This is a genomic window from Kitasatospora sp. MAA4 (assembly GCF_029893355.1).
GTDB lineage: Bacteria > Actinomycetota > Actinomycetes > Streptomycetales > Streptomycetaceae > Kitasatospora.
This window is the reverse complement of sequence record NZ_JARZAI010000006.1, coordinates 17,488-38,820: the sequence shown is the minus strand read 5'-3', so window position 1 is coordinate 38,820 and position 21,333 is coordinate 17,488. Positions and strand designations below refer to the sequence as shown.

Annotated in this window: 20 protein-coding genes and 1 pseudogene; 11 read left to right on the top strand and 10 right to left on the bottom strand. The window is 72.1% G+C overall.

Features of this window, described 5'->3' with window-relative positions; all coding sequences use genetic code 11:
- Positions 1 to 7 precede the first annotated feature (7 nt).
- Positions 8 to 2,395, bottom strand: a complete 2,388-nt coding sequence (locus P3T37_RS10240; RefSeq protein ID WP_280723190.1) for a transglycosylase domain-containing protein — start codon at positions 2,393 to 2,395, stop codon at positions 8 to 10.
- Positions 2,396 to 2,825: 430 nt separating this feature from the next.
- Here P3T37_RS10240 and P3T37_RS10235 point away from each other — a divergent pair, with 430 nt between their 5' ends.
- Entirely contained in the window at positions 2,826 to 3,149 is a 324-nt protein-coding gene (locus P3T37_RS10235; RefSeq protein WP_035799998.1) for a WhiB family transcriptional regulator, read from the top strand.
- 24 nt (positions 3,150 to 3,173) lie between these two features.
- On the opposite strand, the gene P3T37_RS10230 is transcribed toward P3T37_RS10235, so the two are convergent.
- A complete protein-coding gene (locus P3T37_RS10230; RefSeq protein ID WP_280723189.1) occupies positions 3,174 to 4,355 on the bottom strand; it encodes an ArsA family ATPase in 1,182 nt (393 codons plus the stop codon).
- Entirely contained in the window at positions 4,352 to 5,434 is a 1,083-nt protein-coding gene (locus P3T37_RS10225; protein ID WP_280723188.1) for an ArsA-related P-loop ATPase, read from the bottom strand. Before P3T37_RS10225 ends, P3T37_RS10230 begins: the two co-directional genes overlap by 4 nt.
- A 187-nt stretch (positions 5,435 to 5,621) precedes the next feature.
- On the opposite strand from P3T37_RS10225, the gene P3T37_RS10220 reads away from it, so the two are divergent.
- From P3T37_RS10220 to P3T37_RS10200, 5 genes are read left to right on the top strand one after another with little or no spacing between them, the layout of a single operon-like run.
- Positions 5,622 to 5,783 carry a DUF4177 domain-containing protein gene (locus P3T37_RS10220; protein WP_003981536.1) on the top strand — a complete coding sequence of 54 codons (162 nt, stop codon included), beginning with the start codon at positions 5,622 to 5,624 and terminating at the stop codon, positions 5,781 to 5,783.
- Positions 5,780 to 6,244, top strand: a complete 465-nt coding sequence (locus P3T37_RS10215; RefSeq protein WP_280723187.1) for a RidA family protein — start codon at positions 5,780 to 5,782, stop codon at positions 6,242 to 6,244. The genes P3T37_RS10220 and P3T37_RS10215 overlap by 4 nt, the downstream gene beginning before the upstream one ends.
- A gap of 56 nt (positions 6,245 to 6,300) precedes the next feature.
- The gene (locus P3T37_RS10210) at positions 6,301 to 7,203 is read left to right on the top strand and encodes an NUDIX domain-containing protein (protein WP_280723186.1); all 903 of its coding nucleotides are present in this window, start codon (positions 6,301 to 6,303) and stop codon (positions 7,201 to 7,203) included.
- On the top strand, positions 7,190 to 7,402 hold the full coding sequence (locus tag P3T37_RS10205; RefSeq protein ID WP_280723185.1) for a hypothetical protein: 213 nt from the start codon (positions 7,190 to 7,192) through the stop codon (positions 7,400 to 7,402). The genes P3T37_RS10210 and P3T37_RS10205 overlap by 14 nt, the downstream gene beginning before the upstream one ends.
- Positions 7,399 to 8,220, top strand: a complete 822-nt coding sequence (locus tag P3T37_RS10200; RefSeq protein WP_280723184.1) for an MBL fold metallo-hydrolase — start codon at positions 7,399 to 7,401, stop codon at positions 8,218 to 8,220. Before P3T37_RS10205 ends, P3T37_RS10200 begins: the two co-directional genes overlap by 4 nt.
- 25 nt (positions 8,221 to 8,245) lie before the next feature.
- Here the strand turns inward: P3T37_RS10200 and P3T37_RS10195 are convergent, their stop codons facing one another.
- A complete protein-coding gene (locus P3T37_RS10195) occupies positions 8,246 to 8,920 on the bottom strand; it encodes a Crp/Fnr family transcriptional regulator (RefSeq protein WP_030240972.1) in 675 nt (224 codons plus the stop codon).
- A 302-nt stretch (positions 8,921 to 9,222) separates the two neighbouring features.
- On the opposite strand from P3T37_RS10195, the gene P3T37_RS10190 reads away from it, so the two are divergent.
- Complete coding sequence (locus P3T37_RS10190; protein WP_280723183.1) at positions 9,223 to 10,272, top strand: aldo/keto reductase; 1,050 nt, start codon at positions 9,223 to 9,225, stop codon at positions 10,270 to 10,272.
- Between the two features lie 10 nt (positions 10,273 to 10,282).
- Here the strand turns inward: P3T37_RS10190 and P3T37_RS10185 are convergent, their stop codons facing one another.
- The 3 genes from P3T37_RS10185 to P3T37_RS10175 form a co-directional block, all read right to left on the bottom strand.
- Complete coding sequence (locus P3T37_RS10185) at positions 10,283 to 11,482, bottom strand: hypothetical protein (RefSeq protein ID WP_280723182.1); 1,200 nt, start codon at positions 11,480 to 11,482, stop codon at positions 10,283 to 10,285.
- A gap of 141 nt (positions 11,483 to 11,623) precedes the next feature.
- On the bottom strand, positions 11,624 to 12,352 hold the full coding sequence (locus tag P3T37_RS10180) for a CbiX/SirB N-terminal domain-containing protein (protein WP_280723181.1): 729 nt from the start codon (positions 12,350 to 12,352) through the stop codon (positions 11,624 to 11,626).
- Positions 12,349 to 13,515 carry a uroporphyrinogen-III synthase gene (locus P3T37_RS10175; protein WP_280723180.1) on the bottom strand — a complete coding sequence of 389 codons (1,167 nt, stop codon included), beginning with the start codon at positions 13,513 to 13,515 and terminating at the stop codon, positions 12,349 to 12,351. Before P3T37_RS10175 ends, P3T37_RS10180 begins: the two co-directional genes overlap by 4 nt.
- Before the next feature lie 190 nt (positions 13,516 to 13,705).
- Between P3T37_RS10175 and nirB the strand changes: the two genes are divergently transcribed.
- The 3 genes and pseudogenes from nirB (at position 13,706) to P3T37_RS10160 (ending at position 18,039) form a co-directional block, all read left to right on the top strand.
- Positions 13,706 to 16,315 (top strand): nitrite reductase large subunit NirB, encoded by a 2,610-nt coding sequence (gene nirB, locus P3T37_RS10170; protein WP_280723179.1) that lies wholly within the window; start codon positions 13,706 to 13,708, stop codon positions 16,313 to 16,315.
- Positions 16,312 to 16,662, top strand: a pseudogene (locus P3T37_RS10165) (nitrite reductase (NAD(P)H) small subunit); the annotation flags it as partial. The gene nirB and the pseudogene P3T37_RS10165, both read left to right, overlap by 4 nt.
- A 9-nt stretch (positions 16,663 to 16,671) precedes the next feature.
- Positions 16,672 to 18,039 carry a nitrate/nitrite transporter gene (locus P3T37_RS10160; RefSeq protein ID WP_280723441.1) on the top strand — a complete coding sequence of 456 codons (1,368 nt, stop codon included), beginning with the start codon at positions 16,672 to 16,674 and terminating at the stop codon, positions 18,037 to 18,039.
- A gap of 14 nt (positions 18,040 to 18,053) precedes the next feature.
- Here the strand turns inward: P3T37_RS10160 and P3T37_RS10155 are convergent, their stop codons facing one another.
- Complete coding sequence (locus P3T37_RS10155; RefSeq protein ID WP_280723178.1) at positions 18,054 to 18,251, bottom strand: hypothetical protein; 198 nt, start codon at positions 18,249 to 18,251, stop codon at positions 18,054 to 18,056.
- Positions 18,252 to 18,395: 144 nt separating this feature from the next.
- Here P3T37_RS10155 and P3T37_RS10150 point away from each other — a divergent pair, with 144 nt between their 5' ends.
- Positions 18,396 to 19,910, top strand: a complete 1,515-nt coding sequence (locus P3T37_RS10150; protein WP_280723177.1) for a NaeI family type II restriction endonuclease — start codon at positions 18,396 to 18,398, stop codon at positions 19,908 to 19,910.
- Here the strand turns inward: P3T37_RS10150 and P3T37_RS10145 are convergent.
- Positions 19,905 to 20,396, bottom strand: a complete 492-nt coding sequence (locus tag P3T37_RS10145; RefSeq protein ID WP_280723176.1) for a hypothetical protein — start codon at positions 20,394 to 20,396, stop codon at positions 19,905 to 19,907. The genes P3T37_RS10150 and P3T37_RS10145 overlap by 6 nt on opposite strands.
- A complete protein-coding gene (locus P3T37_RS10140) occupies positions 20,386 to 21,267 on the bottom strand; it encodes a ScbA/BarX family gamma-butyrolactone biosynthesis protein (RefSeq protein ID WP_280723440.1) in 882 nt (293 codons plus the stop codon). Before P3T37_RS10140 ends, P3T37_RS10145 begins: the two co-directional genes overlap by 11 nt.
- Positions 21,268 to 21,333 lie beyond the last annotated feature (66 nt).

Below are 21,333 nucleotides of genomic sequence, written 5' to 3'. Positions count from 1 at the left end.
CGTAGTTCTAGTGGTGGGCGGCGGGCCAGCTCGGCTTGCCGGGCGGGGCGCCGCCGCCGATCGCGCCGCCGATTCCGCCGCCCGGGATCGGCGGCAGGCTGCCGCCGCCCCCGATCCCCCCGCCGGTGGCCCGGGCGGGTGCGGGGGCCGGGGTGTTGGGGCCGGGCGGCGGTGCCGCCGGGGTGTTGGGGGCCTGGCTCTGGCCGGGGTTCGGCGCGGGAGATCCGGGAGAGCCGGGAGATCCGGCGGATCCGGGAGCGGAGGACGCCGCCGCGGTCGGCGAGGGCAGCGTGACCAGCTGGAACGTGCTCTTCGGGGTGCCGGCGAGCGCCTCGCTCATCGCCTCCTGCCAGGCGGGGCCGGGGCCGGTGGAGCCGTACACGCCGTTGTTGTCGGCGAAGGACCGGCCGCCGATCTTGATGCTCCCGTCCATCTTGACGCCGCCCTCGGGGCCGCCGAGCCAGACCACGCCCACCAGGTCGGGGGTGTAGCCGTCGAACCAGGCCGCCCGGCGCTCGTCCGTGGTGCCGGTCTTGCCGGCGATCATGCGGCCGTCGTCGAGGCCGAGCGCGCTGCCGGTGCCCTTCTCGGTCACGCCGTTGAGCAGCGTGTTGATGGAGTCGGCGGTGCTCTGCTGCATCACCTGCTCGCAGTTCGCCTCCGGGACGGGCAGTTTGCGGCCGTCGCTGCCGGTGACGGAGCTGATCGCGACCGGGGAGCAGAAGGTGCCGCGTGAGGCGAAGGCGGCGTACGCGCCCGCCATGTCCAGCGGGCTCATCTCCTCGACGCCGAGCGTCATCGCCGGGACCTCCTCCAGCGGCGCGCCGCTGGCCTTGGTCCGGATGCCCAGCTTGTTGGCCATCTGCTTCATCGGGCAGAGGCCGACGTCCTGCTCCAGCTGGACGAAGTAGGTGTTGACGGACCGCGCCATCGCCTCCGGCATGCCGAACGGGCCGACCTCGGTCGGGCTGTCGTTGTTCACCAGGTCGTGGCCGGTGTTGGTCCAGCTGCCCTCGCAGGTGCTCATGGCGGGGTAGGGCATCTGGGCGGGGGCGGGGTACTGCTGGTTCAGCGGGGTGCCGGCCTCCAGGGCGGCCGCGGCCAGGATCGGCTTGAAGGTCGATCCCGGCTGGAAGCCGTTGCCGCCGCCCATCGCGGCGTCCGCGTTCAGGTTGACCACGGTCTGGTGCTTGGTCGCGTCCAGGCCGTACGGACGGGTCTGGGCCATCGCGAGGATCTCGCCGGTGCCGGGCTTGATCATGGTCATCGCGGCCGAGACCGTGTCGGTCGTGTACACCTTGGTGGTGACGGCCTTGTTCGCGGCGGCCTGCTTGTCGGGGTCGATGGTGGTGTAGATCCTCAGGCCGCCGTCGTTCCAGAGCTTGCTGCGCTCGGCGGCGGAGGCGCCGAAGACGGGGTCGCCCTTCACCACGTGCCGGACGTAGTCGCAGAAGAAGCCCATGCCGGCGTTGGCCGTGATGCAGCCGTTCAGCGGCTCGTGGTAGTTCAGGTTCAGCGGGGTGGCGGTGGCGTCCTTGGCCTGCTGCGGGGTGATGTGCCGGTACTCCGCCATCTTGGCGATCACCGTGTCCCGGCGGGTCCTGGCCGCCGCGGGGTGCAGCATCGGGTCGTACGCCGAGGGGTTCTGCACCAGGCCGGCCAGCGTCGCGGCCTCGGCGACGGTGAGGTCCTTGTTGCTCTTGCCGAAGTAGCGGTTGGAGGCGGCCTCGACGCCGTACGCCTGGTGGCCGTAGAAGGTGATGTTCAGGTAGTTGGTGAGGATCTGCTGCTTGGGCAGCTCCTCCTCCAGCTTCATCGCGTACTTCAGCTCCTGGATCTTGCGGCCCAGGCTCTTCCTGGTGGCCTCCAGGAAGGCCGCCTGGTCGTCGCCGGCCTGCTCGACGAAGACGTTCTTCACGTACTGCTGGGTCAGCGTGGAGGCGCCCTGGGTCGCCGATCCGGACTCGGCGTTCTTGCTGATGGCCCGGGCGACGCCCTTGGGGTCGATCGCACCGTGCTCGAAGAAGCGGTTGTCCTCGATGTCGACCTGCGCCTGACGCATGATCGGGGACATCTGATCCTGGGTCAGAATGGTGCGGTCCCGGTCGAACACCTTGGCGATTTGTTGGCCCTTGCTGTCATAGATGAACGAGGCCTGCGAGAGCGTGGGGGTCTTGAAGTCGTCCGGGATGTTGTCGAAGCTTTCCGCGCCGTTCTTCGCCGCGACACCGAGCACGCCCACGGCCGGCAGTGCGAGGCCGGCGAGCAGGAATCCGGAGAGGACGCTGACCCCGAGGAACTTCGCCCCCTGGCCGGCCGACTCGATGCGGGGGGTGCCCGGTCGGCCTGCCGTTTTGCCGGGGCGCTGGGCGGTTGTGAAGCGCTTCGGTGCCATGAGGGCGACTCTACGTTTCCACGTTGTGGATTCCTGCCCTTGAAGGCACGCGTTCGCCTACGCTTGACGAGGGGTGGTGGCAGCTTCGCTCCGTACACACTCAAGACTCCTGTAGGTGTTGAGAGTTGTCCGAATTGATGGGGTATGAGATAGCTGTCGCGGTCATTCTGTGCCGTCGGCGGGTCCTCCTGGGCCGCCGTCTGTGGCACAGCGTGACGAAAGGGGCGATCCAGGCGCCCGCAAGGCCTGCAACCTGCGATCACTCCAACGAGTGATCTGACGGGCACCCATAGTCCAATCGGGTCATTCGAGATTGGGCCCTGGGGGGCTGTTGCGCTTCGCCAATCTTCCGTAACGTCCTCAACTGGCAGCGGTGAATATGCCGTTGCCGCCGTGGGGGAGCCTCGATTCGGGAGAGGACGGCGCCGGCATGGGCTGGGTAGATGACTGGAGTGCGCAGGCTGCCTGCCGCACTAGCGATCCGGACGAGTTGTTCGTCCAGGGGGCGGCGCAGAACCGCGCCAAGGCGGTGTGCAGCGGCTGTCCGGTGCGCACCGAGTGCCTGGCGGACGCGCTCGACAACCGGGTCGAGTTCGGGGTCTGGGGGGGAATGACCGAGCGCGAGCGCAGGGCGCTGCTGCGCCGGCGTCCGACGGTGATGTCGTGGCGGCGGCTGCTGGAGACCGCCCGTACGGAGTACGAGGAGTCGTTGGCGACCGGCGTGATCCTCTCGGACTACGCCCAGGCGGGCTGACGCGAGGGCACAGCGGGCAGGGGCTCAGTCCTCGGCCGTGCCGCCCAGCCGGTGGCCGATCAGGCGCAGCCCGTCCAGGTCGTGCACGTCGCCGGCCAGGGCCGGCACCTCGACGATCGGCACATCGGGGTAGACCGAGACGAACCGGTCCCGGGTGCGCCGCTCACGGACCATCACTTCCATCCGCTCGGCGTGCAGTCGGAGCAGTCCGGCGGCCAGCACGTCCGCGTCGGCCTGCCCGGGTTCGTGCTCCGCGCCGTTCTCCTCCAGGCTCTGCGCGGCGGCATGCGCGCGCTCGGCGGAGAGCTGCGGTGCGCCGGTGCCGTGCACCCGGTTGAGGACGAGTCCGGCGAGCGGCATCTCGTCCGCCGCCAGCCGGTCCACGAAGTACGCGGCCTCGCGCAGCGCGTCCCGTTCGGGGGCGGCGACCACCAGGAAGGCCGTGCCCTCGGCCTTGAGCAGCTGGTACGTCCGGTCGGCCCGCTCGCGGAAGCCGCCGAACATCGAGTCCATCGCGGCCACGAAGGTTTGCAGGTCGGTCAGCAGCTGGCTGCCGAAGATCTTGCCGAGGGTGCCGGTCACCATGCCCACCCCGACGTTCAGGAACTTCATCGCGCCCCGGCCGCCGACCTTGGCCGGGGCCATCAGCACCCGGATGATCCGGCCGTCCAGGAACGAGCCGAGCCGGCTGGGCGCGTCCAGGAAGTCCAGCGCCGAGCGCGAGGGCGGGGTGTCGACCACGATCAGGTCCCAGGCGCCGGTGGCCCGCAGCTGGCCGAGCTTCTCCATCGCCATGTACTCCTGCGTCCCGGCGAAACCGGCCGAGAGCGACTGGTAGAACGGGTTCTCCAGGATCGCCCTGGCCCGCTCGGGGTCGGCGTGCGCGATCACCACCTCGTCGAAGGTGCGCTTCATGTCGAGCATCATGGCGTGCAGCTCGCCGGGGCCGTCCGGGCCGTCGGGGCCGGTCACGCCCTTGACCGGGCGCGGGGTGTTGTCCAGCTCGGTCAGGCCCATCGACTGGGCCAGCCGGCGGGCCGGGTCGATGGTCAGCACCACCGTGCGGCGCCCGCGTTCGGCGGCCCGCAGGCCGATCGCGGCGGCGGTGGTGGTCTTGCCGACCCCGCCGGAGCCGCAGCAGACCACGATCCTGGTCCGCGGGTCGTCGATCAGCCGGTCGACGGAGAGCTCCTGCTCGGTGGTCATGCCGCCCCCTGTGCCTTCAGCTCGCCCGCCAGCCGGTACAGCCCGCCCAGGTCCACGCCACCGCTGAGCAGCGGCAGCTCGTAGGAGGGAAGCCGCAGCGCGGCGAGGTCCGCGCGCTGCTCGTGCTCCAGTGCGACCCGCTCGGCGTGCTCGCGGGCCTGGTCGAGCAGCGGGTCCAGCAGCGGCTCCACCGCGGCCCGCCGGGTCGCCGCCGTCCGGGACCGGCCGCCGAGCCCGGCCTCCACCAGCGCCAGCGCGACCTCCTCGCGGTGGTCGCCGTGCACCGCGGCCACCGCGGCGGCGTCCAGGACGGGCGGCCGGACCATGTTGACCATGACCCCGCCGGTCGGCAGGCCGGCCGCGCGCAGCTCGGTGAAGCCGTCCACGGTCTCCTGCACCGGCATCTCCTCCAGCAGCGTGACCAGGTGGACCGCCGTCTCCGGCGACTTCAACACGCCCATCACGGCCTGGGCCTGGCTGTGTATCGGCCCGAACCGGGCCAGCCCGGCCACCTCGGAGTTGACGTTCAGGAACCGGGTGAGCCGCCCGGTCGGCGGCGCGTCCATCACGACCGCGTCGTACGCCCGGCGCCCGTCCGGCCCCTTGCGCCGGGCCGCCTCGCAGGCCTTGCCGGTGAGCAGGACGTCCCGGACGCCCGGGGCGATGGTGGTGGCGAAGTCGACGAAGCCGACTTTCTGCAGCGCCTTGCCGGCCCGGCCGAGCTTGTAGAACATGTCGAGGTATTCCAGCAGTGCCTGCTCGGTGTCGATGGCCAGCGCGAAGACCTCGCCGTTGACCTGGCCCCTGCCCTTGGCGGGGCCGCCGAGTTGGGCGGCCGAGACGGTGGCGACCTTGCGCTCCTCGTACGGCAGCGCGGCGATGCCGAACAGCTCGGCGATGCCCTGCCGGCCCTCGACCTCGATCAGCAGTGTGCGCCGCCCCTCGGCGGCCAGCGCCAGTGCGAGCGCGGCGGCGACGGTGGTCTTGCCGGTACCGCCCTTGCCGCTGACCACGTGCAGGCGGACGCCCTCCCAGTCGGGGCCGCCGCGCGCCTCGGTGGGCTCCTCCGTACCTGCCACGCTCCGTCTCCGTCCGCTGCTGGCTCGACCGCTCGGCTCCGGGGGATCGACGGTCCCCTCCTCGCGAGGGTAACCAGCGCCCGGCCCTGATGCCGGGAGCATCCGGGTGACGAGCGGCATTCTTGCCCGGTTTGTGTCCCACCTCACATCGCCTCGGGGGGCTCGGCGACCGTCTAGAGTCAGCCCCATGACCAAGTGGGAATACGTAACCGTGCCGCTGCTCGTCCATGCCACCAAGCAGATTCTGGACACCTGGGGTGAGGACGGCTGGGAGCTGGTCCAGGTCGTTCCCGGGCCCAACAACCCGGAGCAGCTGGTGGCCTACCTGAAGCGGGAGAAGCAGGCATGAGCAAGGTCGAGAGCAAGCTGGCCGAGCTCGGCCTGACCCTGCCCGAGGTGGCCGCGCCGCTGGCGGCGTACGTGCCGGCGGTGCGCGCGGGCGAGTTCGTCTTCACCTCCGGCCAGCTGCCGCTGGTGGCGGGCAAGCTGCGGAACACCGGCAAGGTGGGCGGCGAGGTCACCCCGGAGGAGGCCAAGGAGCTCGCGCAGATCTGCGCGCTCAACGCGCTGGCCGCCGTGAAGTCCGTGATCGGTGACCTGGACCTGATCGAGCAGGTCGTCAAGGTGGTCGGCTTCGTCGCCTCCGCCCCCGACTTCACCGGGCAGCCGGGTGTCATCAACGGCGCCAGCGAGCTGCTCGGCCAGGCGCTCGGCGAGGCGGGTGTGCACGCCCGCAGCGCGGTGGGTGTCGCGGTGCTGCCGATGGACGCGCCGGTCGAGGTCGAGATCCAGGTCCGCGTCCGCGCCTGAGAGTGGTTGGTCTGAGCCTCTGTTCAGAGCCGTGCCCGGGTGCATAGCATCCGGGCATGGCTGCGCACCTCCCCGGCCCGACCCCGGCCGCTCCCTCCATGCCACCCGGCTGGCCTGCCCGGATCCGGGCCCTGGCCGCCGGCGAGCTGACCCCGCCCGTGCCGAAGCCGTCCGCCACCGTGGTCCTGCTGCGGGACGCCGCCGACGGGCCGCAGGCGTACCTGCTGCGCCGCCGGACGTCGATGGCCTTCGCGGCCGGGATGTACGCCTACCCGGGTGGCGGGGTCGACCCGCGGGACGCCGAGGCCGCCCTTGCCTGGGCCGGGCCGAGTCCGGACGCCTGGGCGGCCCGGCTGGGCGTGGACCGGGCGACGGCGCAGGCGGTGGTCTGCGCGGCGGTTCGGGAGACCTTCGAGGAGGCCGGCGTGCTGCTGGCCGGCCCGGACGCGGACACCGTTGCCCCGGCGCGGGACTGGAGCGCCGAGCGCGCCGCGCTGGAGGCCCACCAGCTCTCCTTCGCCGAGTTCTGCCGCGAGAACGGCCTGGTACTGCGCAGTGACCTGCTGGGCGGCTGGGCCCGCTGGGTGACGCCGGTCTTCGAGGACCGGCGCTACGACACCTGGTTCTTCGTCGCCGCGATGCCGCCCGGCCAGCAGGCCGCGGACGAGGTCGGCGAGGCCGACCGGGTGGCCTGGCTGACCCCGGCCGAGGCGGTCCGCGGCTGCGCCGAGGGCCGCTACGGCATGCTCCCGCCGACCGTGTCGGTGCTGCGCGAGCTGCTGCCGGTCCGGACGGCGCGCGAGGCGCTCGACGCGTCGGCGGCGCGCGATCTGGCTCCCGTTCTCGGCACAGCCGAGCTGGCGGGTGATCGAATGACCATCCGATGGTCAGGGTATGAAGAGCTGACCATCGATGGCACGTATCCCGAGGAAGGACCCCCAACCGATGATCCACAATGACGTGGCTCGCCGTACGGTGCGTACACTCCCCGCCCGGAGCCTGGAGGCCCGGCGCGCGCCGGGCCGCCGGCTGTGGCGCGAGCCGGTGGTCGGCGCGACCGACCCGACCTGGCGCCCGTTGGTCCGCCCCCTCGCCCCTCGCCCGCTGGCCCGGCGCACCGAAGGCGGGCGCCTGGACGAACTCGAAGGCATGCAGTGACAGGTCTGCTCCCCGGTGACCCCGCCGACACCGTCGGCGGGGCCGCCACCCCCCGGGCGCTCTGCGTCCTGGCGCCCAACCCGTCCCCGATGACCCTGGACGGGACCAACACATGGCTGCTCGCCGAGCCCGGCTCGGACCTGGCGGTGGTGGTCGACCCGGGACCGCTGGACGAGGGCCACCTGCGCCGGGTGATCGAGATCGCCGAGCAGCGGGGGCAGCGGGTCGCGCTGACCCTGCTCACCCACGGCCACGCCGACCACGCCGAGGGCGCCGCCCGCTTCGCCGAGCTGACCGGCACCGAGGTCCGGGCGCTCGACCCGGTCCACCGGCTCGGCGGTGCGGGCCTGCACGGCGGCCAGGTGATCGAGGTCGGCGGGCTGGAGCTGCGGGTCGTCCCGACGCCCGGGCACACCTCGGACTCGCTCACCTTCCACCTGCCGGCCGACGGCGCGATCCTCACCGGCGACACGGTGCTGGGGCGCGGGACCACGATGGTCGCGCACCCGGACGGCCTGCTCGGGGACTACCTCGACTCACTGCGCCGGCTGCGCTCGCTCGCGGCCGAGCACGGGGTGCACACGGTGCTGCCGGGGCACGGGCCGGTGCTGGCCGACGCGCTGGGCGGCGTCGAGTACTACCTGGCGCACCGGGCCGGCCGGCTGGCGCAGGTGGAGACCGCGGTGGAGGCCGGCTGCCGTACCGCCGAACAGGTGGTGGCGCGGGTCTACGCCGACGTGGACCGGGCGCTCTGGCCGGCCGCCGAGCTCTCCGTGCGGGCGCAGCTGCGATACCTCGAGGACCACGGACTCATTTGAGTCCGTGGTCCTCGGGGAGAAGTGCTCAGCGCGAGCGGCGGGAGAGGCGCTCGACGTCCATCAGGACGACGGCGCGGGCCTCCAGCTTGAGCCAGCCGCGGCCGGCGAAGTCGGCCAGCGCCTTGTTGACCGTCTCGCGGGAGGCGCCGACCAGCTGGGCCAGCTCCTCCTGGGTGAGGTCGTGGGCGACGTGGATGCCCTCCTCCGACTGCACGCCGAAGCGGCGGGAGAGGTCGAGCAGCGCCTTGGCGACCCGGCCGGGGACGTCCGAGAAGACCAGGTCGGACATCACGTCGTTGGTCCGCCGCAGGCGGCGCGCGATGGCGCGCAGCAGGGCGATGGAGACCTCCGGGCGGGCGTGCAGCCAGGGCTGCAGGTCGCCGTGGCCCAGGCCCAGCAGCTTGACCTCGGTCAGCGCGCTGGCGGTGGCCGTGCGCGGTCCCGGGTCGAACAGCGAGAGCTCGCCGATCATCTCGCTGGGGCCGAGCACCGCGAGCATGTTCTCGCGACCGTCCGGCGAGGCGCGGTGCAGTTTGACCTTGCCCTCGGCGACCACGTAGAGCCGGTCGCCCGGGTCACCCTCGTGGAAGAGCGACTCACCACGGGCGAGGGTTACCTCGGTCATGGAAGCGCGCAGCTCGCCGGCCTGTTCGTCGTCGAGAGCCGCGAAGAGCGCGGCCCGCCGCAGAACGTCGTCCACGTGCTTCCTCCTTCTCGGCCGTCCCGTGGCTGGTCACGGACGGCGCAAGTACTTGCTGTTCCCCATCATGCCGGACGCACAAACAATGCGATCTATCACTAAGAATGACGCATGCTTCTCAGATCATATGAGGAGGGGGGCGTCACCCGCCCACCTCCAGGTAGGCGAGCACCGCGAGTACCCGGCGGTGGTCCTCCTCGGAGGGCGGCAGAAAGCGCTTGAGGTGGAGTGCACTCAAGGTCCTAGAGTGCAGCCGGTGGACGGCCCGACAGGGCCGCAGTCCCTCGGAAAGGAACGGACCCATGCGCTATCGCGTCCTCGGCGGCACCGGTATCGAGGTGAGCGCGTACTGCCTCGGCACCATGATGCTCGGCGCCGTCGGCAACCCCGACCACGACGACTGCGCCCGGATCGTGCACGCCGCGCTCGACCAGGGGATCAACTTCGTGGACACCGCGGACATGTACTCCGCGGGCGAGTCGGAGGAGATCGTCGGCAAGGCCCTGCGGGGCCGCCGTGACGAGGTCGTCCTCGCCAGCAAGGTGCACTTCCCGATGGGCGAGGGCCGCAACCGCGGCGGCAACTCGCGGCGCTGGATCCTCCAGGCGGTCGAGGAGAGCCTCAAGCGCCTGCAGACCGACTGGATCGACCTCTACCAGGTCCACCGCCCCGATCCCACGACGGACATCGAGGAGACGCTCTCGGTCCTCGGCGACCTCGTGCGCCAGGGCAAGATCCGCGCCTTCGGCTGCTCGACCTTCCCCGCCGAGGAGATCGTCGAGGCGCAGCACGTCTCCGAGCGCCGCGCGCTGCCGCGCCTGCGGACCGAGCAGCCGCCCTACTCGCTGCTCGCCCGGGGGATCGAGGCCGATGTGCTCCCGGTCTGCCGCCGCTACGGCATGGGCGTGCTGACCTGGAGTCCGCTCGCCTCGGGCTTCCTCGGCGGCCGCTACCGCAAGGGAGCGCCGGTCGACTTCTCCACCGGCCGCCCCGCGCTCACTCCGGCCCGCTTCGACCCCGCGATCCCCGCGAACGCCGCCAAGTTCGACGCCGTCGAGCAACTCGCCGAGCTCGCCGCCGACCTGGGTTGCACGCTGCCCGAACTCGCCGTCGCCTTCCCGGTGGCGCACCCGGCGGTCACCTCGGTGATCATCGGACCGCGCACCCGCGAGCAGCTGGACGTCCTGCTGAAGGGCGTCTCGCTCACCCTGGACGACGCGGCCCTCGACCGGATCGACGCGATCGTGCCGCCCGGCACCAACCTCTACCAGCCGGACGGCGCCTGGCGCCCGCCGGCTCTGGTCGACGCAGCCCAGCGCCGCCGCCCGCTCACCGAGCGAGCGGCGGGCTGAGGGCCCGCGTCTACTTGGGCAGCCGGTCCAGGATCCAGCTGCCGAGCTCCTCGGTCATCTTGCTGTGCGGGGTGTTCTCGGAGGAGAGCAGGAAGTCGTCCAGCTCGCTCTCCACCTTCGGCAGCGCGTTGATGTCGGTGTAGAGGTCGGTCTGCTTGTCGAGGTCGCGGATGGCCACGGCGCTCACGGCGGGGACGAAGCAGACCCAGGCGGCCGAGGGTTCGACCTCGGTCTTCCCGGTGATCTTGAGCTTGCGGCCGGCGATGCCGAAGCTCTCCAGCGTGCCGCCCGGCGCGCCGTCGAGCTCGGGCAGGCCGTTGGTGGTGATGCTCCGCTCGGTGAGCAGCCCCTTGAGGCGGGCGACCTCCTGGTTGCTGCCGCTGCTCTGGGTGCGCAGGGTGGTGCCGGCGAAGTAGCCGGAGGTGACCTTTACGGCGTCCAGGCCGGGCTTGACCCCGTTGCCGTCCCCGGTGCCGCTGCCGTTGGCGACGCCGATCTTGCGCGGCAGCTGCGGCCAGTTGCCGACGCTTTCCAGTTCGTCCAGGAACTCGGTGCGCAGCTGGTCCTGTTCGGGCGTGCCGGTGGTGGTGGAGATGTGGCGCCACAGCAGCTGGCGGGCGGCGTCGCTGTTGATCTGCTGGGACAGCGCCGGGGTGGCCTTGAGGAAGTGCGCGAGGGCCTGCAGGGCGATCGGGATCCAGGCGCCGCGGTGCGGGCTGTCGTAGGAGAGGTAGACCGCGGTCTCGTGCCTGATCTGCTCGGTCTCCATCTTGGCGAGCGCGTAGCGGGTGACCAGGCCGCCCATGCTGAACCCGCCGACGGTCAGCGGGTGGTTGCCCCGGCGCTCCGAGATGGTCCGCTGGATGCACTCGATGGCGACGTCCGCGTTCTTGAGGATCGAGGCGCTGCGGTCGTCGTAGCCGAGCAGCACGAGGTCGTAGCCGCGGCGGCGCAGCTCGGTGACGAAGGCGTAGTCGCCGCGCTCCAGGCCGTCCCAGAGCACGTCCAGCTTGCTGGGGCCGCTCTCGAAGCCGTCGGAGAGGATGACCGGCTTGCTCAGGCCGAACTTGCTGTTCGCGTAGTACACCCAGGCTGTGCCGCCGCGCAGCTGCCAGACCGCGTCAGGCGCCGGTGCGGGCGGGACCTCCTCGCCCGGCTGCGGGGCGAGGAAGCTCCACGGCTCTACGACGGGCTCGTTCTGCTCGCTCATAGGTGATCCTCTGCATTGGTGGGTAGGGGCCCCGGGCGGTATGACCCGCCCGGCTCCGCCCTACCCACCTCGCCCGGAGCGCCATGCACACGCCACTCGAACGAGTGAACTTACCTATGAACGCCAATACTTGACGGCATGTCATGCATTCGTCGAGAAGCGGCGCAGCACCAGCCGGGCCACCGCGTCATGGGCGCCGAGCGGGGCCGAGGTGAGGCAGGCGGCGGTGTCGGCGGCCCGGCGGGCGAAGAAGCCGGGGGCCAGCAGGTAGCGGGCGACGGAGACCTGCGGGTGGCCCTCGGCGCGCAGGGCGGCGACGGCTTCGGCGGGGGTGGGCGAGGGGCCGCACAGGTGGGCGGGGACGACCGGGGCACCGAGCCGCGCGCCCAGCAGGCGGGCCGTCCGCGCGGTGTCGGCGTTGGCCGCGGGGTCGCCGGAGCCGGCGGCGGCGAGCACCACCGGTGCGTCGCCCGGCGGGCGGCCGGCCTCGGCGAGGCGGTCGGCGAGGGCGGTCGCGAGCAGCGGGTCGGGGCCGAGCGCGGGGGCGATGCCGGCCCGGACCCGGGGTGCGGCGGCGACGGCGGCCGGGATGTCGACGCGCACGTGGTAGCCGGCGCCGAGCAGCAGCGGGACGAGGACGACCTCGCCGTCCAGCGCGGCCAGCGCCTCGTCCAGCGAGGGGCGGACCAGGTCGAGGTAGCCCACCTCGACCCGCAGGCCGGGGCGCAGCGCGCGGACCCGGTCCAGCACCGCCGCGGCGGTCGCCGCGCCGGCCCGGTCCCGGGTGCCGTGCGCGACGGCGAGCAGCGTCGGGGCGTTCTGCGCCCGGCGTGCCGTGGTCCGCGGCATCGTCGGCTGCGGCGCCGTCATCCGTCCACCGCCAGCCGGTAGCCGCGCTTGGGGATCGTCCGCACCAGGTCGGCGTGCGGGCCGAGCGCGCCGCGCAGCCGGGCGACGGCGGCCTCCACCGCGTGCTCGTCCGGCCCGGCGCCCGGCGCGGAGCCCGCCCAGACCCGGCGCAGCAGGTCGGCGCGGCTGAGCACCCGGCCCGGCCGCTCGGCGAGGGCGCGCAGCACGGCGGCCGGCACCGGCGGCAGCCAGAAGGCCTCCTCGTCGACCAGCACGGCGTTGCCCTGCAGCACGACGCGGTGCGTGCCGGTGTCCAGTTCGCGCCGGTTGCGGGCGGGCAGGGCCTCGGCGATGGTGCGCACCAGCGAGCCGAGCCGCCCGCGCTCGGGGCAGACCACCTGCACGCCGTACTCCTCCAGCGGCCGGGCGCAGACCGGCCCGACGCACACCGGCATGACGTCGTCGCGCAGCGCGGCCAGTACCTCGGTGCGCAGCCCGCCGGCGGCGGCGGTGTCCAGGAAGGCGGTGATCGCCGGCGCGCTGGTGAAGGTCAGGGCGTGCACCTCGCGGCGGACGGTCTGCTCGACCAGGCGGCGTACGGCGTCCGGATCCTCCGGCGGGGCCCAGCGGTAGACCGGGACCTCGATCACCTCGGCGCCGCGCTCGCGCAGCGCGGCGGCGAACCCGTCCAGCGGGGCGCCGTGCTCCTGGACGGCGATCCGGCGGCCCTTCAGCTCCCGGGCCAGCAGCCAGGTGAGCAGCTCGTCGCAGGCCTCGGAGCGCGGCGAGTAGGTCTCGTCCAGGCCGCTGGCGCGGACCGCGCCGGTCGCCTTGGGCCCCCGGGTGAGCACCACGGCCTCCCGGCAGGCCACGGCGAGTCGGGCGCCAAGTCCCCAGCCCTCGGCGGTGCTCATCCAGCCGCGCCAGCCGACGCCGGTGGTGGCCACCACGTAGTCCAGCGGGCCGGCCAGGCAGCGTTCGGTGGCGTGGCGCAGTGCACCGTCGTCGTCCAGCGGCAGGATGCGCAGGGTGGGTGCCTCGATCACGCGCGCACCCCGGCGCCGGAGCAGCGCGACGAGCTCGTCGCGGCGGCGGGCGGCGGTGACCCCGACGGTGAAGCCGGTGAGTGGGCCGCTCGGTTCTCTGAGCGGCGGCTCGCCGGAGGCAGCGGTTCTTGTTCCCATCCGTGCAGGCTGGGCCCGGCGGGTTTCGGCCGCGTTGCGCCGCCGTCACGTCGGGGTTAGGTGACGGTCCGACGCTGTTACGGAAGATGTCGTTCGTCCGACCTTGTCCGGGGCGGGCCGTGAGCAGGGCGTACCGGGGGCGCAACACGGGGGACCCGGCCGCGTAACGGGCCCGGACGACGCTGCTTCCATGACGACGACCGACACCCACCCGTCAACCACCCGCCCGCAGACGACCCGTAAGGACCTGGTTCTGGTCGGTCACGGCATGGTCGGCCAGCGCTTGCTCGAGGCGCTGTTCGAGCGGCCGGGAGCGGAGTCCTGGCGCGTGACGGTGCTGGCCGAGGAGCCGCGCCCGGCCTACGACCGGGTGCACCTGACCTCCTGGTTCTCGGGCACCTCGGCCGAGGAACTGTCCATGTGCCCACCGGAGTTCCTCGCCGAGCACGGCGTGGAGCTGCGGCTCGGCGACCCCGTCGCGGAGATCGACCGCGCCGCCCGCACCGTCACCACCGCCGCCGGCCACCGACTGCGCTACGACGCGCTGGTGCTGGCCACCGGCTCGTACCCGTTCGTGCCGCCGGTGCCCGGTCACGACGCGCCGGGCTGCCACGTCTACCGCACCATCGAGGACCTGGAGGCGATCAGCGCGGGCGCCGCCGGGGCCCGGGTCGGCGCCGTGGTCGGCGGCGGCCTGCTGGGCCTGGAGGCGGCCGGCGCCCTGACCGCGATGGGCCTGCGCACCCACGTGGTGGAGTTCGCCCCGCGCCTGATGGCCCTCCAGGTGGACGAGGGCGGCGGCGAGGTGCTGCGCCGCAAGATCGAGGACCTCGGCGTGCTGGTGCACACCGGCGCCGGGACCCAGCAGATCACCACCGGCGAGGACGGCCGGGTGCGCGGCATGGCGCTCTCCGACGGCACCGAGCTCGACGTGGACCTGGTGGTCTTCTCCGCCGGGGTCCGCCCGCGCGACCAACTGGCCCGCGCCTGCGGGCTGCTGGTCGGCGAGCGCGGCGGCATCACCGTCGACGAGCACTGCCGGACCGCTGACCCGCACGTCTGGGCGATCGGCGAGTGCGCCCAGGCCGTCGACGGGAGGGTGTACGGGCTGGTCGCCCCCGGCTACGCGATGGCCGAGGTGGTCGCCCGCGAACTCACCGACGCCCAGGGCTCGTTCACCGGGGCTGACCTGTCCGCCAAGCTCAAGCTGCTGGGTGTGGACGTGGCCAGCTTCGGCGACGCGCACGGCACCACCGAGGGCGCGTTGGAGGTGCTGTACGCCAACAGCAGGGAGGGTGTGTACAAGAAGCTGGTGATCGGCCGCGACGGCGCGCTGCTCGGCGGCGTCCTGGTCGGCGACGCGGAGTCGTACGGCCTGCTGCGGCCGCTGGCCGCCAGTGGCGCGCCGCTGCCGGCCCCGCCGGAGCAGCTGGTGCTGCCCGCCTCGCTCGGCGCGGCGGCCGGACCGCTGGTGCTGCCGGACGACGCGGTGGTCTGCTCGTGCCACAACGTCAGCAGGGGCGCCGTGCGGGCGGCCGTCCGCGAGCAGGGCTGCGGCAGCGTCCCCGAGGTCAAGAAGTGCACCAAGGCCGGGAGTGGCTGCGGGAGTTGCGTCAAACTGCTGGGTACCATCGTGGCCGAGGAGCTGGCCGCCGGCGGAGTGGAGGTCGCCCGCGGGATGTGCGAGCACTTCACGCACACCCGTGCGGAGCTGTACGAGATCGTCCGGGTCAAGGGGATCACCTCCTTCCGCCGGTTGGTCGAGGAGCACGGCACGGGCGTGGGCTGCGACGTCTGCAAGCCCGCGGTCGCCTCGATCCTGGCCGGCCTGGGCAACGGGCACATCCTGGACGGCGAGCAGGCCGCGCTCCAGGACACCAACGACCACTTCCTGGCCAACCTCCAGCGCAACGGCTCCTACTCGGTGGTGCCCCGGATCCCCGGCGGCGAGATCACTCCCGAGGGGCTGATCGTCATCGGCGAGATCGCCCGCGACTTCGGGCTGTACACCAAGATCACCGGCGGCCAGCGGATCGACCTCTTCGGAGCGCGGGTGGACCAGCTGCCGCCGATCTGGAAGCGGCTGGTCGACGCGGGATTCGAGTCCGGACACGCCTACGGCAAGGCGCTGCGCACCGTGAAGTCCTGTGTCGGGCAGACCTGGTGCCGCTACGGCGTACAGGACTCGGTCGGCCTGGCCATCGAACTGGAGCTGCGCTACCGGGGGTTGCGCGCACCACACAAGCTGAAGTCGGCCGTCTCCGGCTGCGCGCGGGAGTGCGCGGAGGCGCAGAGCAAGGACTTCGGCGTGATCGCCACAGCGGAGGGCTGGAACCTCTACCTGGGCGGCAACGGCGGTATGACGCCCCGTCATGCTGACCTCTTCGCGGCCGCCCTGGACCGCGAGACCCTGATCCGCACGATCGACCGCTTCCTGATGTTCTACATCCGCACCGCCGACCGCCTGGAGCGCACCGCCCCCTGGCTGGAGCGCCTGGAGGGCGGCATCGACCACCTGCGGGCGGTCATCGTCGACGACTCGCTCGGCATCTGCGCCGACCTGGACGAGTTGATGGCCCGCCATGTCGACACCTACGAGGACGAGTGGGCGGCCACCCTGGCCGAACCCGACCGCCTGCGGCGCTTCGTCTCGTTCGCCAACGCGCCCGGCGTGCCCGACCCGACGGTGCGCTTCGTCCCCGAGCGGGGTCAGATCCGCCCCGAACTGCCCGGCGAGGACGGGAAGTCGCCGCAGCCGGCCCTGATCGCCGGCGCCCACCTGGAGGTTCGAACCCGATGACGACAGCCCTGACCACGAACACAACCGCCACCGTGGAGATCCACGACGGTTCCCGCTGGACGCCGGTCTGCGAGCGCGCCGACCTGGTCCCGGGCCGCGGCGTCGCACTTCTGCTCGACGGCGAGCAGTTGGCCGTCTACCTCGGCGGCGACGGCGAGTTGTACGCGGTCGAGAACCGCGACCCGTTCAGCGGCGCGTACGTCATGTCGCGCGGCATCCTCGGCAGCCGCGGCGAGGTGCCGGTGCTGCTCTCGCCGATGTACAAGCAGGCCTTCGACCTGCGCACCGGCGTCTGCCTGGACGAGGACTTCGCGCCCGACGGCTCACCGGCGGTGCTGCGGCAGTGGCCGGTGCGACTGGGCGCCGCCGGCTCCCCGGCCGAAACCCCCGCTGCCCCGGCCCGGTTCGGCCGGCGCCGCGGAATCGACGACTGGCGCCCGGAGGACGCCGAGTTCTGGGAGCGCACCGGCGCCCCGATCGCCCGCCGCAACCTGGTCTTCTCGGTCCTCTCCGAGCACATCGGATTCTCGGTGTGGAGCCTCTGGTCGGTGCTGGTGCTCTTCCTCGGCCCGGAGTACCACATCGACCCGGCGGGCAAGTTCACGCTGACCGCGCTGCCCACCGCGCTCGGCGCGGTGCTGCGGCTGCCCTACACCTTCGCGGTGGCCCGCTTCGGCGGCCGGAACTGGACGATCCTCAGCGCCCTGCTCCTGCTGGTCCCCACCGCCCTGGCCGCCGTTGTGCTCAAGCCCGGTGTCTCGTACGGCACCCTGCTGGCGGTCGCCTGCGTCGCCGGGGTCGGCGGCGGCAACTTCGCCTCCTCGATGGCCAACATCAACGCCTTCTACCCGCAGCGGCTCAAGGGCTGGGCGCTGGGGATCAACGCCGGCGGCGGAAACCTCGGCGTGCCCGCCGTCCAGCTGGTCGGGCTGCTGATCCTGGCCACCGCGGGCGCCACGCACCCCCGCCTGCTGCCGCTGGCCTACCTCCCGCTGATCGTGCTGGCGGCCCTGGGCGCCCTTTTTCGGATGGACAACCTCACCGCCCTGCGCAACGACCGGCGCGCCCTGCGCGACGTCGGGCGCGACCCGCACACCTGGGTGATGTCGATGCTCTACATCGGCACCTTCGGCTCCTTCATCGGTTTCAGCTTCGCCTTCGGGCAGGTGCTCCAGGTCCAGTTCCACCATCAGTTCGACACCCCGGTCAAGGCCGCCTACCTGACCTTCCTCGGCCCGCTGCTCGGCTCACTGGTCCGCCCGGTCGGCGGGCTGCTGGCCGACCGCTGGGGCGGCGCGCGGGTGACCCTGGCCACCTTCGCCGCGATGGCCGCCGGCGCCCTGACCGTGCTGCTCGCCTCCCGGCAGAACTCGCTGCCCCTCTTCATCGCCGGCTTCGTCGCCCTCTTCGTCCTCAGCGGCATCGGCAACGGCTCGACCTACCGCATGATCCCGGCCATCGCCCGCCTCCGCGCCCAGCAGACCGCCGGCCCCGGCGCCGACCCGCAGCAGACCGACCACGACGCCCGCCGCCGCGCCTCGGCGATGATCGGCATCGCAGGAGCGGTCGGCGCGTTCGGCGGCGTTCTGGTCAACATCGCGCTGCGCCAGTCCTTCCTCAGCACCCACAACGCCAACGCCGCCTATGTCGCCTTCCTCGCCGACTACGCCGCCTGCCTGTTGCTCACCTGGCTGGTCTACGCCCGCCGCCCCAGCGCGGTCTGACTGTCGTACAGGCCCTACAGGAGACCGACGGCGGTGAGCAGCGCGATCAGCACGGTAACGGCCATCACGAAGGTCACCGCCCCGTTCCTGACCCGCCCGGCCCAGCTCGCGGCGGGATCGGTCGGCAGCCAGGCGGCCACCACGGCGAGCAGCAGGCCGGTCAGCAGCACGATGCAGACCAGGAGAACCCTGACCGCCGAGATCTGAGTCACGATGACACCGTCCAGGAGGAGTTGCGGCCACGCCGACGGCGTCGCGGAGATCCATCCTGCACCGGTTCAGCGGCGCGGGCCCCATTGATTATATTGTTCCGGGAACGAGATTTTGTTTCGCTGATCAAATGGGGAGCAGCAGCGATGGGGGACCGGAACGGCGGCAAGGGTAGGCCGTGGGGGCCGCTCCGGGGCGAGGACGACGCGCTGAACCGGATCGCGGTCCTGCTGCGCGAGCAGCTGGAGCGCGCCGGTCTGACGCTGCGTGATCTGCAGGACCGGCTCACCCCGGAGCTGCTCAACGACCAGCCGGTGCCCAGTGCGACCACGCTGTCCAAGCGGTTCTCGGGGGAGGGGCTGGCCGCCGCCGGCACGCTTGCCGCTGCGGTGATCGGCCTCTGCGCGCCAGACGAGGAGGTCGCCGGACTCCTGGAGAAAGCACAGGAGTTGTTCGCCGAATCGCGCAGGAACCGTCAGCAGAAGCTGCCCGAGCCGCCTAGCGTGACGCAGCCTGGCATGGACGAGAGTACGGACCCGCCGTCGCTGATGGCGGAACAGATCGCCGCCCTCCAGGTCGAACTGTCGGCCGAGCGCGCCGCCCGGTACCAGAGCGAGGCCGCCGTCACCTTCCTCCTCGGCTACCTGGCGGGGACGCGCGCCGCGAAGCCGGAGCGCCCGGCAGCGGTACTCGCCCTCCCCGAGCCGCTTCCGGCCCGGACCGCAGCTCCTTCCGTCGCACCCTGGGCCCGGTCCACCAGTCCGAACCCGATCGCCGATGACGAGGAACTGCTGCACGTAGCCGGGGTTATGCACAGCCTGGACACGGACGGCTCGCGATTCGCCCGAGTGATCAGAACGGCCTTCGACAAGGTGCTCGACGGCCCGTTGACCGGAAGGTACGAACTCCGTCAGTTGGGCAAGACGGAGAAGACCTACCTCAGCACTCTGATCGAGATGACAGTGCAGCGGGAGTTCGGGCTTGCCGATGGAACCGCCATGGACTACCTGATCGACGGCGTCGAGGTGGATCTCAAGTTCAGCCAGCGGGGGCTGTGGATGATCCCCCCGGAGTTGAACGGGCACCTGACTCTGCTGCTCTCAGCATGGGAGGAAACCTCCACCTGGTCTCTGGGCATCTGCCGTATCTCCTCTGACCTGCCCCTCGGGCGTGGAAACAGGGATGGGAACAGGATGCTGTCCGTCCGCAGCGCGAGGGAGGGCATCCACTGGCTCCACCAGCAGGCTGAGTTCCCCGATAACGCCCTGCGCTCGGTACCTCCGCATGACCTTGAGGCGATCTTGCAGCCTGGCGCGAGCAGGTTGCGGATGGCCGAGCTGTTCCGTCGGGTCCAGGGCCGGGTGCTATCGCGGAACGTGCTGGAGACGGTGACCATGTCCCAGGACTCGATGCGACGTGTGCGGGACGTGCGCCCCTTCCTGGAGGCCGAGGGGATCGCCGTACTGGGCGGAACTCCTGAAGGCGTCCGCAGTGCCCGCAAGCTGTGGCTGCCCGTGCCCAGCTATGGCGACCATCTGAGCGTACGACTGACACGAGCAGGCGCCGCGCACGAAGGAGCACCCACGTTGCTGCTGGGCGACGAGCTCTGGACGGTCGCCCGCCCGGAGGATCCCGTGGAACCACTTCCACAGCTCTCATGAGTGCCAGGCGAGCCCAGCGCTCAGTTCGCCGCGGAGCTCTGATTCGCCGCACAGGATGACGCTGGTCCCGTCGAGCCGAGCGCGGAGCGCGAACGATCCCATGGCCTCGATCGAGTCGGCCGCCACCCGCACCCCGTCGATCACCAGGGTGCCCGATGACTCCTCGACCGTGGAGAGTTCGTCGAGGAACCCGAGAATCGGGGGAAGCACGTCGGGCTCCAGCTGCACGGTGGCGGAGGCCACCATGGAGAGGAACTCGGCGAGCGGTCCCGTCATGTCGTCGCCCGGCCTGACCTGGACCGAAGCGGGAAGGTCCCGGATGGTTCGTACGGTCGCCTGCGGAATGCGCCCCTCGTAGTAGTGCGCATCCACCGACCAGGGGTGGCCGTCGACGCTGCCCTGCCCGAGCATCCTCACCCACCCCGGCCGCGGCGCGGCCAGGATGGCGACCCGGGTCCCGAACTCCCGGATGATCTCATCCCTCATTGAGCGGCCCGGTCAGGGTGGAGCGGAACGCCACTTCACCCTGCTGGTGGCCGGAGACCTCGACGCTGACGATGCCGGGCTGCTCGGTCGGCAGGACGGTGGCCTCGATCCAGCAGGGCGCGTCGAACTCGACGTACCGGCTGAAGGCCGTGGTCACCGAGGCCGGGGTGAACATGCCCGAGGTGCGGGCGTTCGCGGCCTGGTGGGCGGCTTCGATCAGGACCAGTCCGGGGACGTGGTCGACCGGGTGGTCGAAGAGGGCGGGGTTGCCGGCGTCGCAGCGGAGCTGCCACCGGTGCGCCCGGCCGGTGGGGGAGAGGACGATCTCCTGGGCGGCGGTGCGGCCTGCGACCCGCGGCAGGACGGGACCCGGCAGGGGCCATTCCCCCCACCCGGTGATGACGGCGTAGTCGCCCCGCAGGCGGCGGAAGACCGCGGGGGATATCCAGGAGAACCGGCTGTCGGAGCGCGCCACCACCTGGCCGCCCTGGCGGATCGTCATTTCTATCCGCAGGCCGGTGAGTGTGTGTCCGCGGCGCCCGGCCTCCGTGCAGACGGCCTCGACCTCCACGGCTGCCGGCTCCCCGGCCGTCAGGCGGTAGTGCGGGTCGACGGTGTAGTCGAACTGCTCCAGCAGCGTCTGGTGGGTGAGCGGGGCGCCGAACTCGGCGTGCGCGAGTGCCAGTCCGCTCTGCCGGATGGTCTGCGGGATCAGCAGCGAGTCCGGCCGGCCGTCGCGGCCGGGCGAGGCGTCCGCCGGCCAGACGGCCGTGAGCGAGCACCGCGTGTCGTCGTGGCGGGTCCATCCGGTGATGAGCACTGAGTCCTCCACACGGAGGTGGACGAGCTCCTTGGGGATCTTTTCGACCATTTCGAACCGCTGCGGGCGAGGTGTCTCCTGGGCGGTGCGGACTCGCTGGCGCGGGATCCGCAGCGT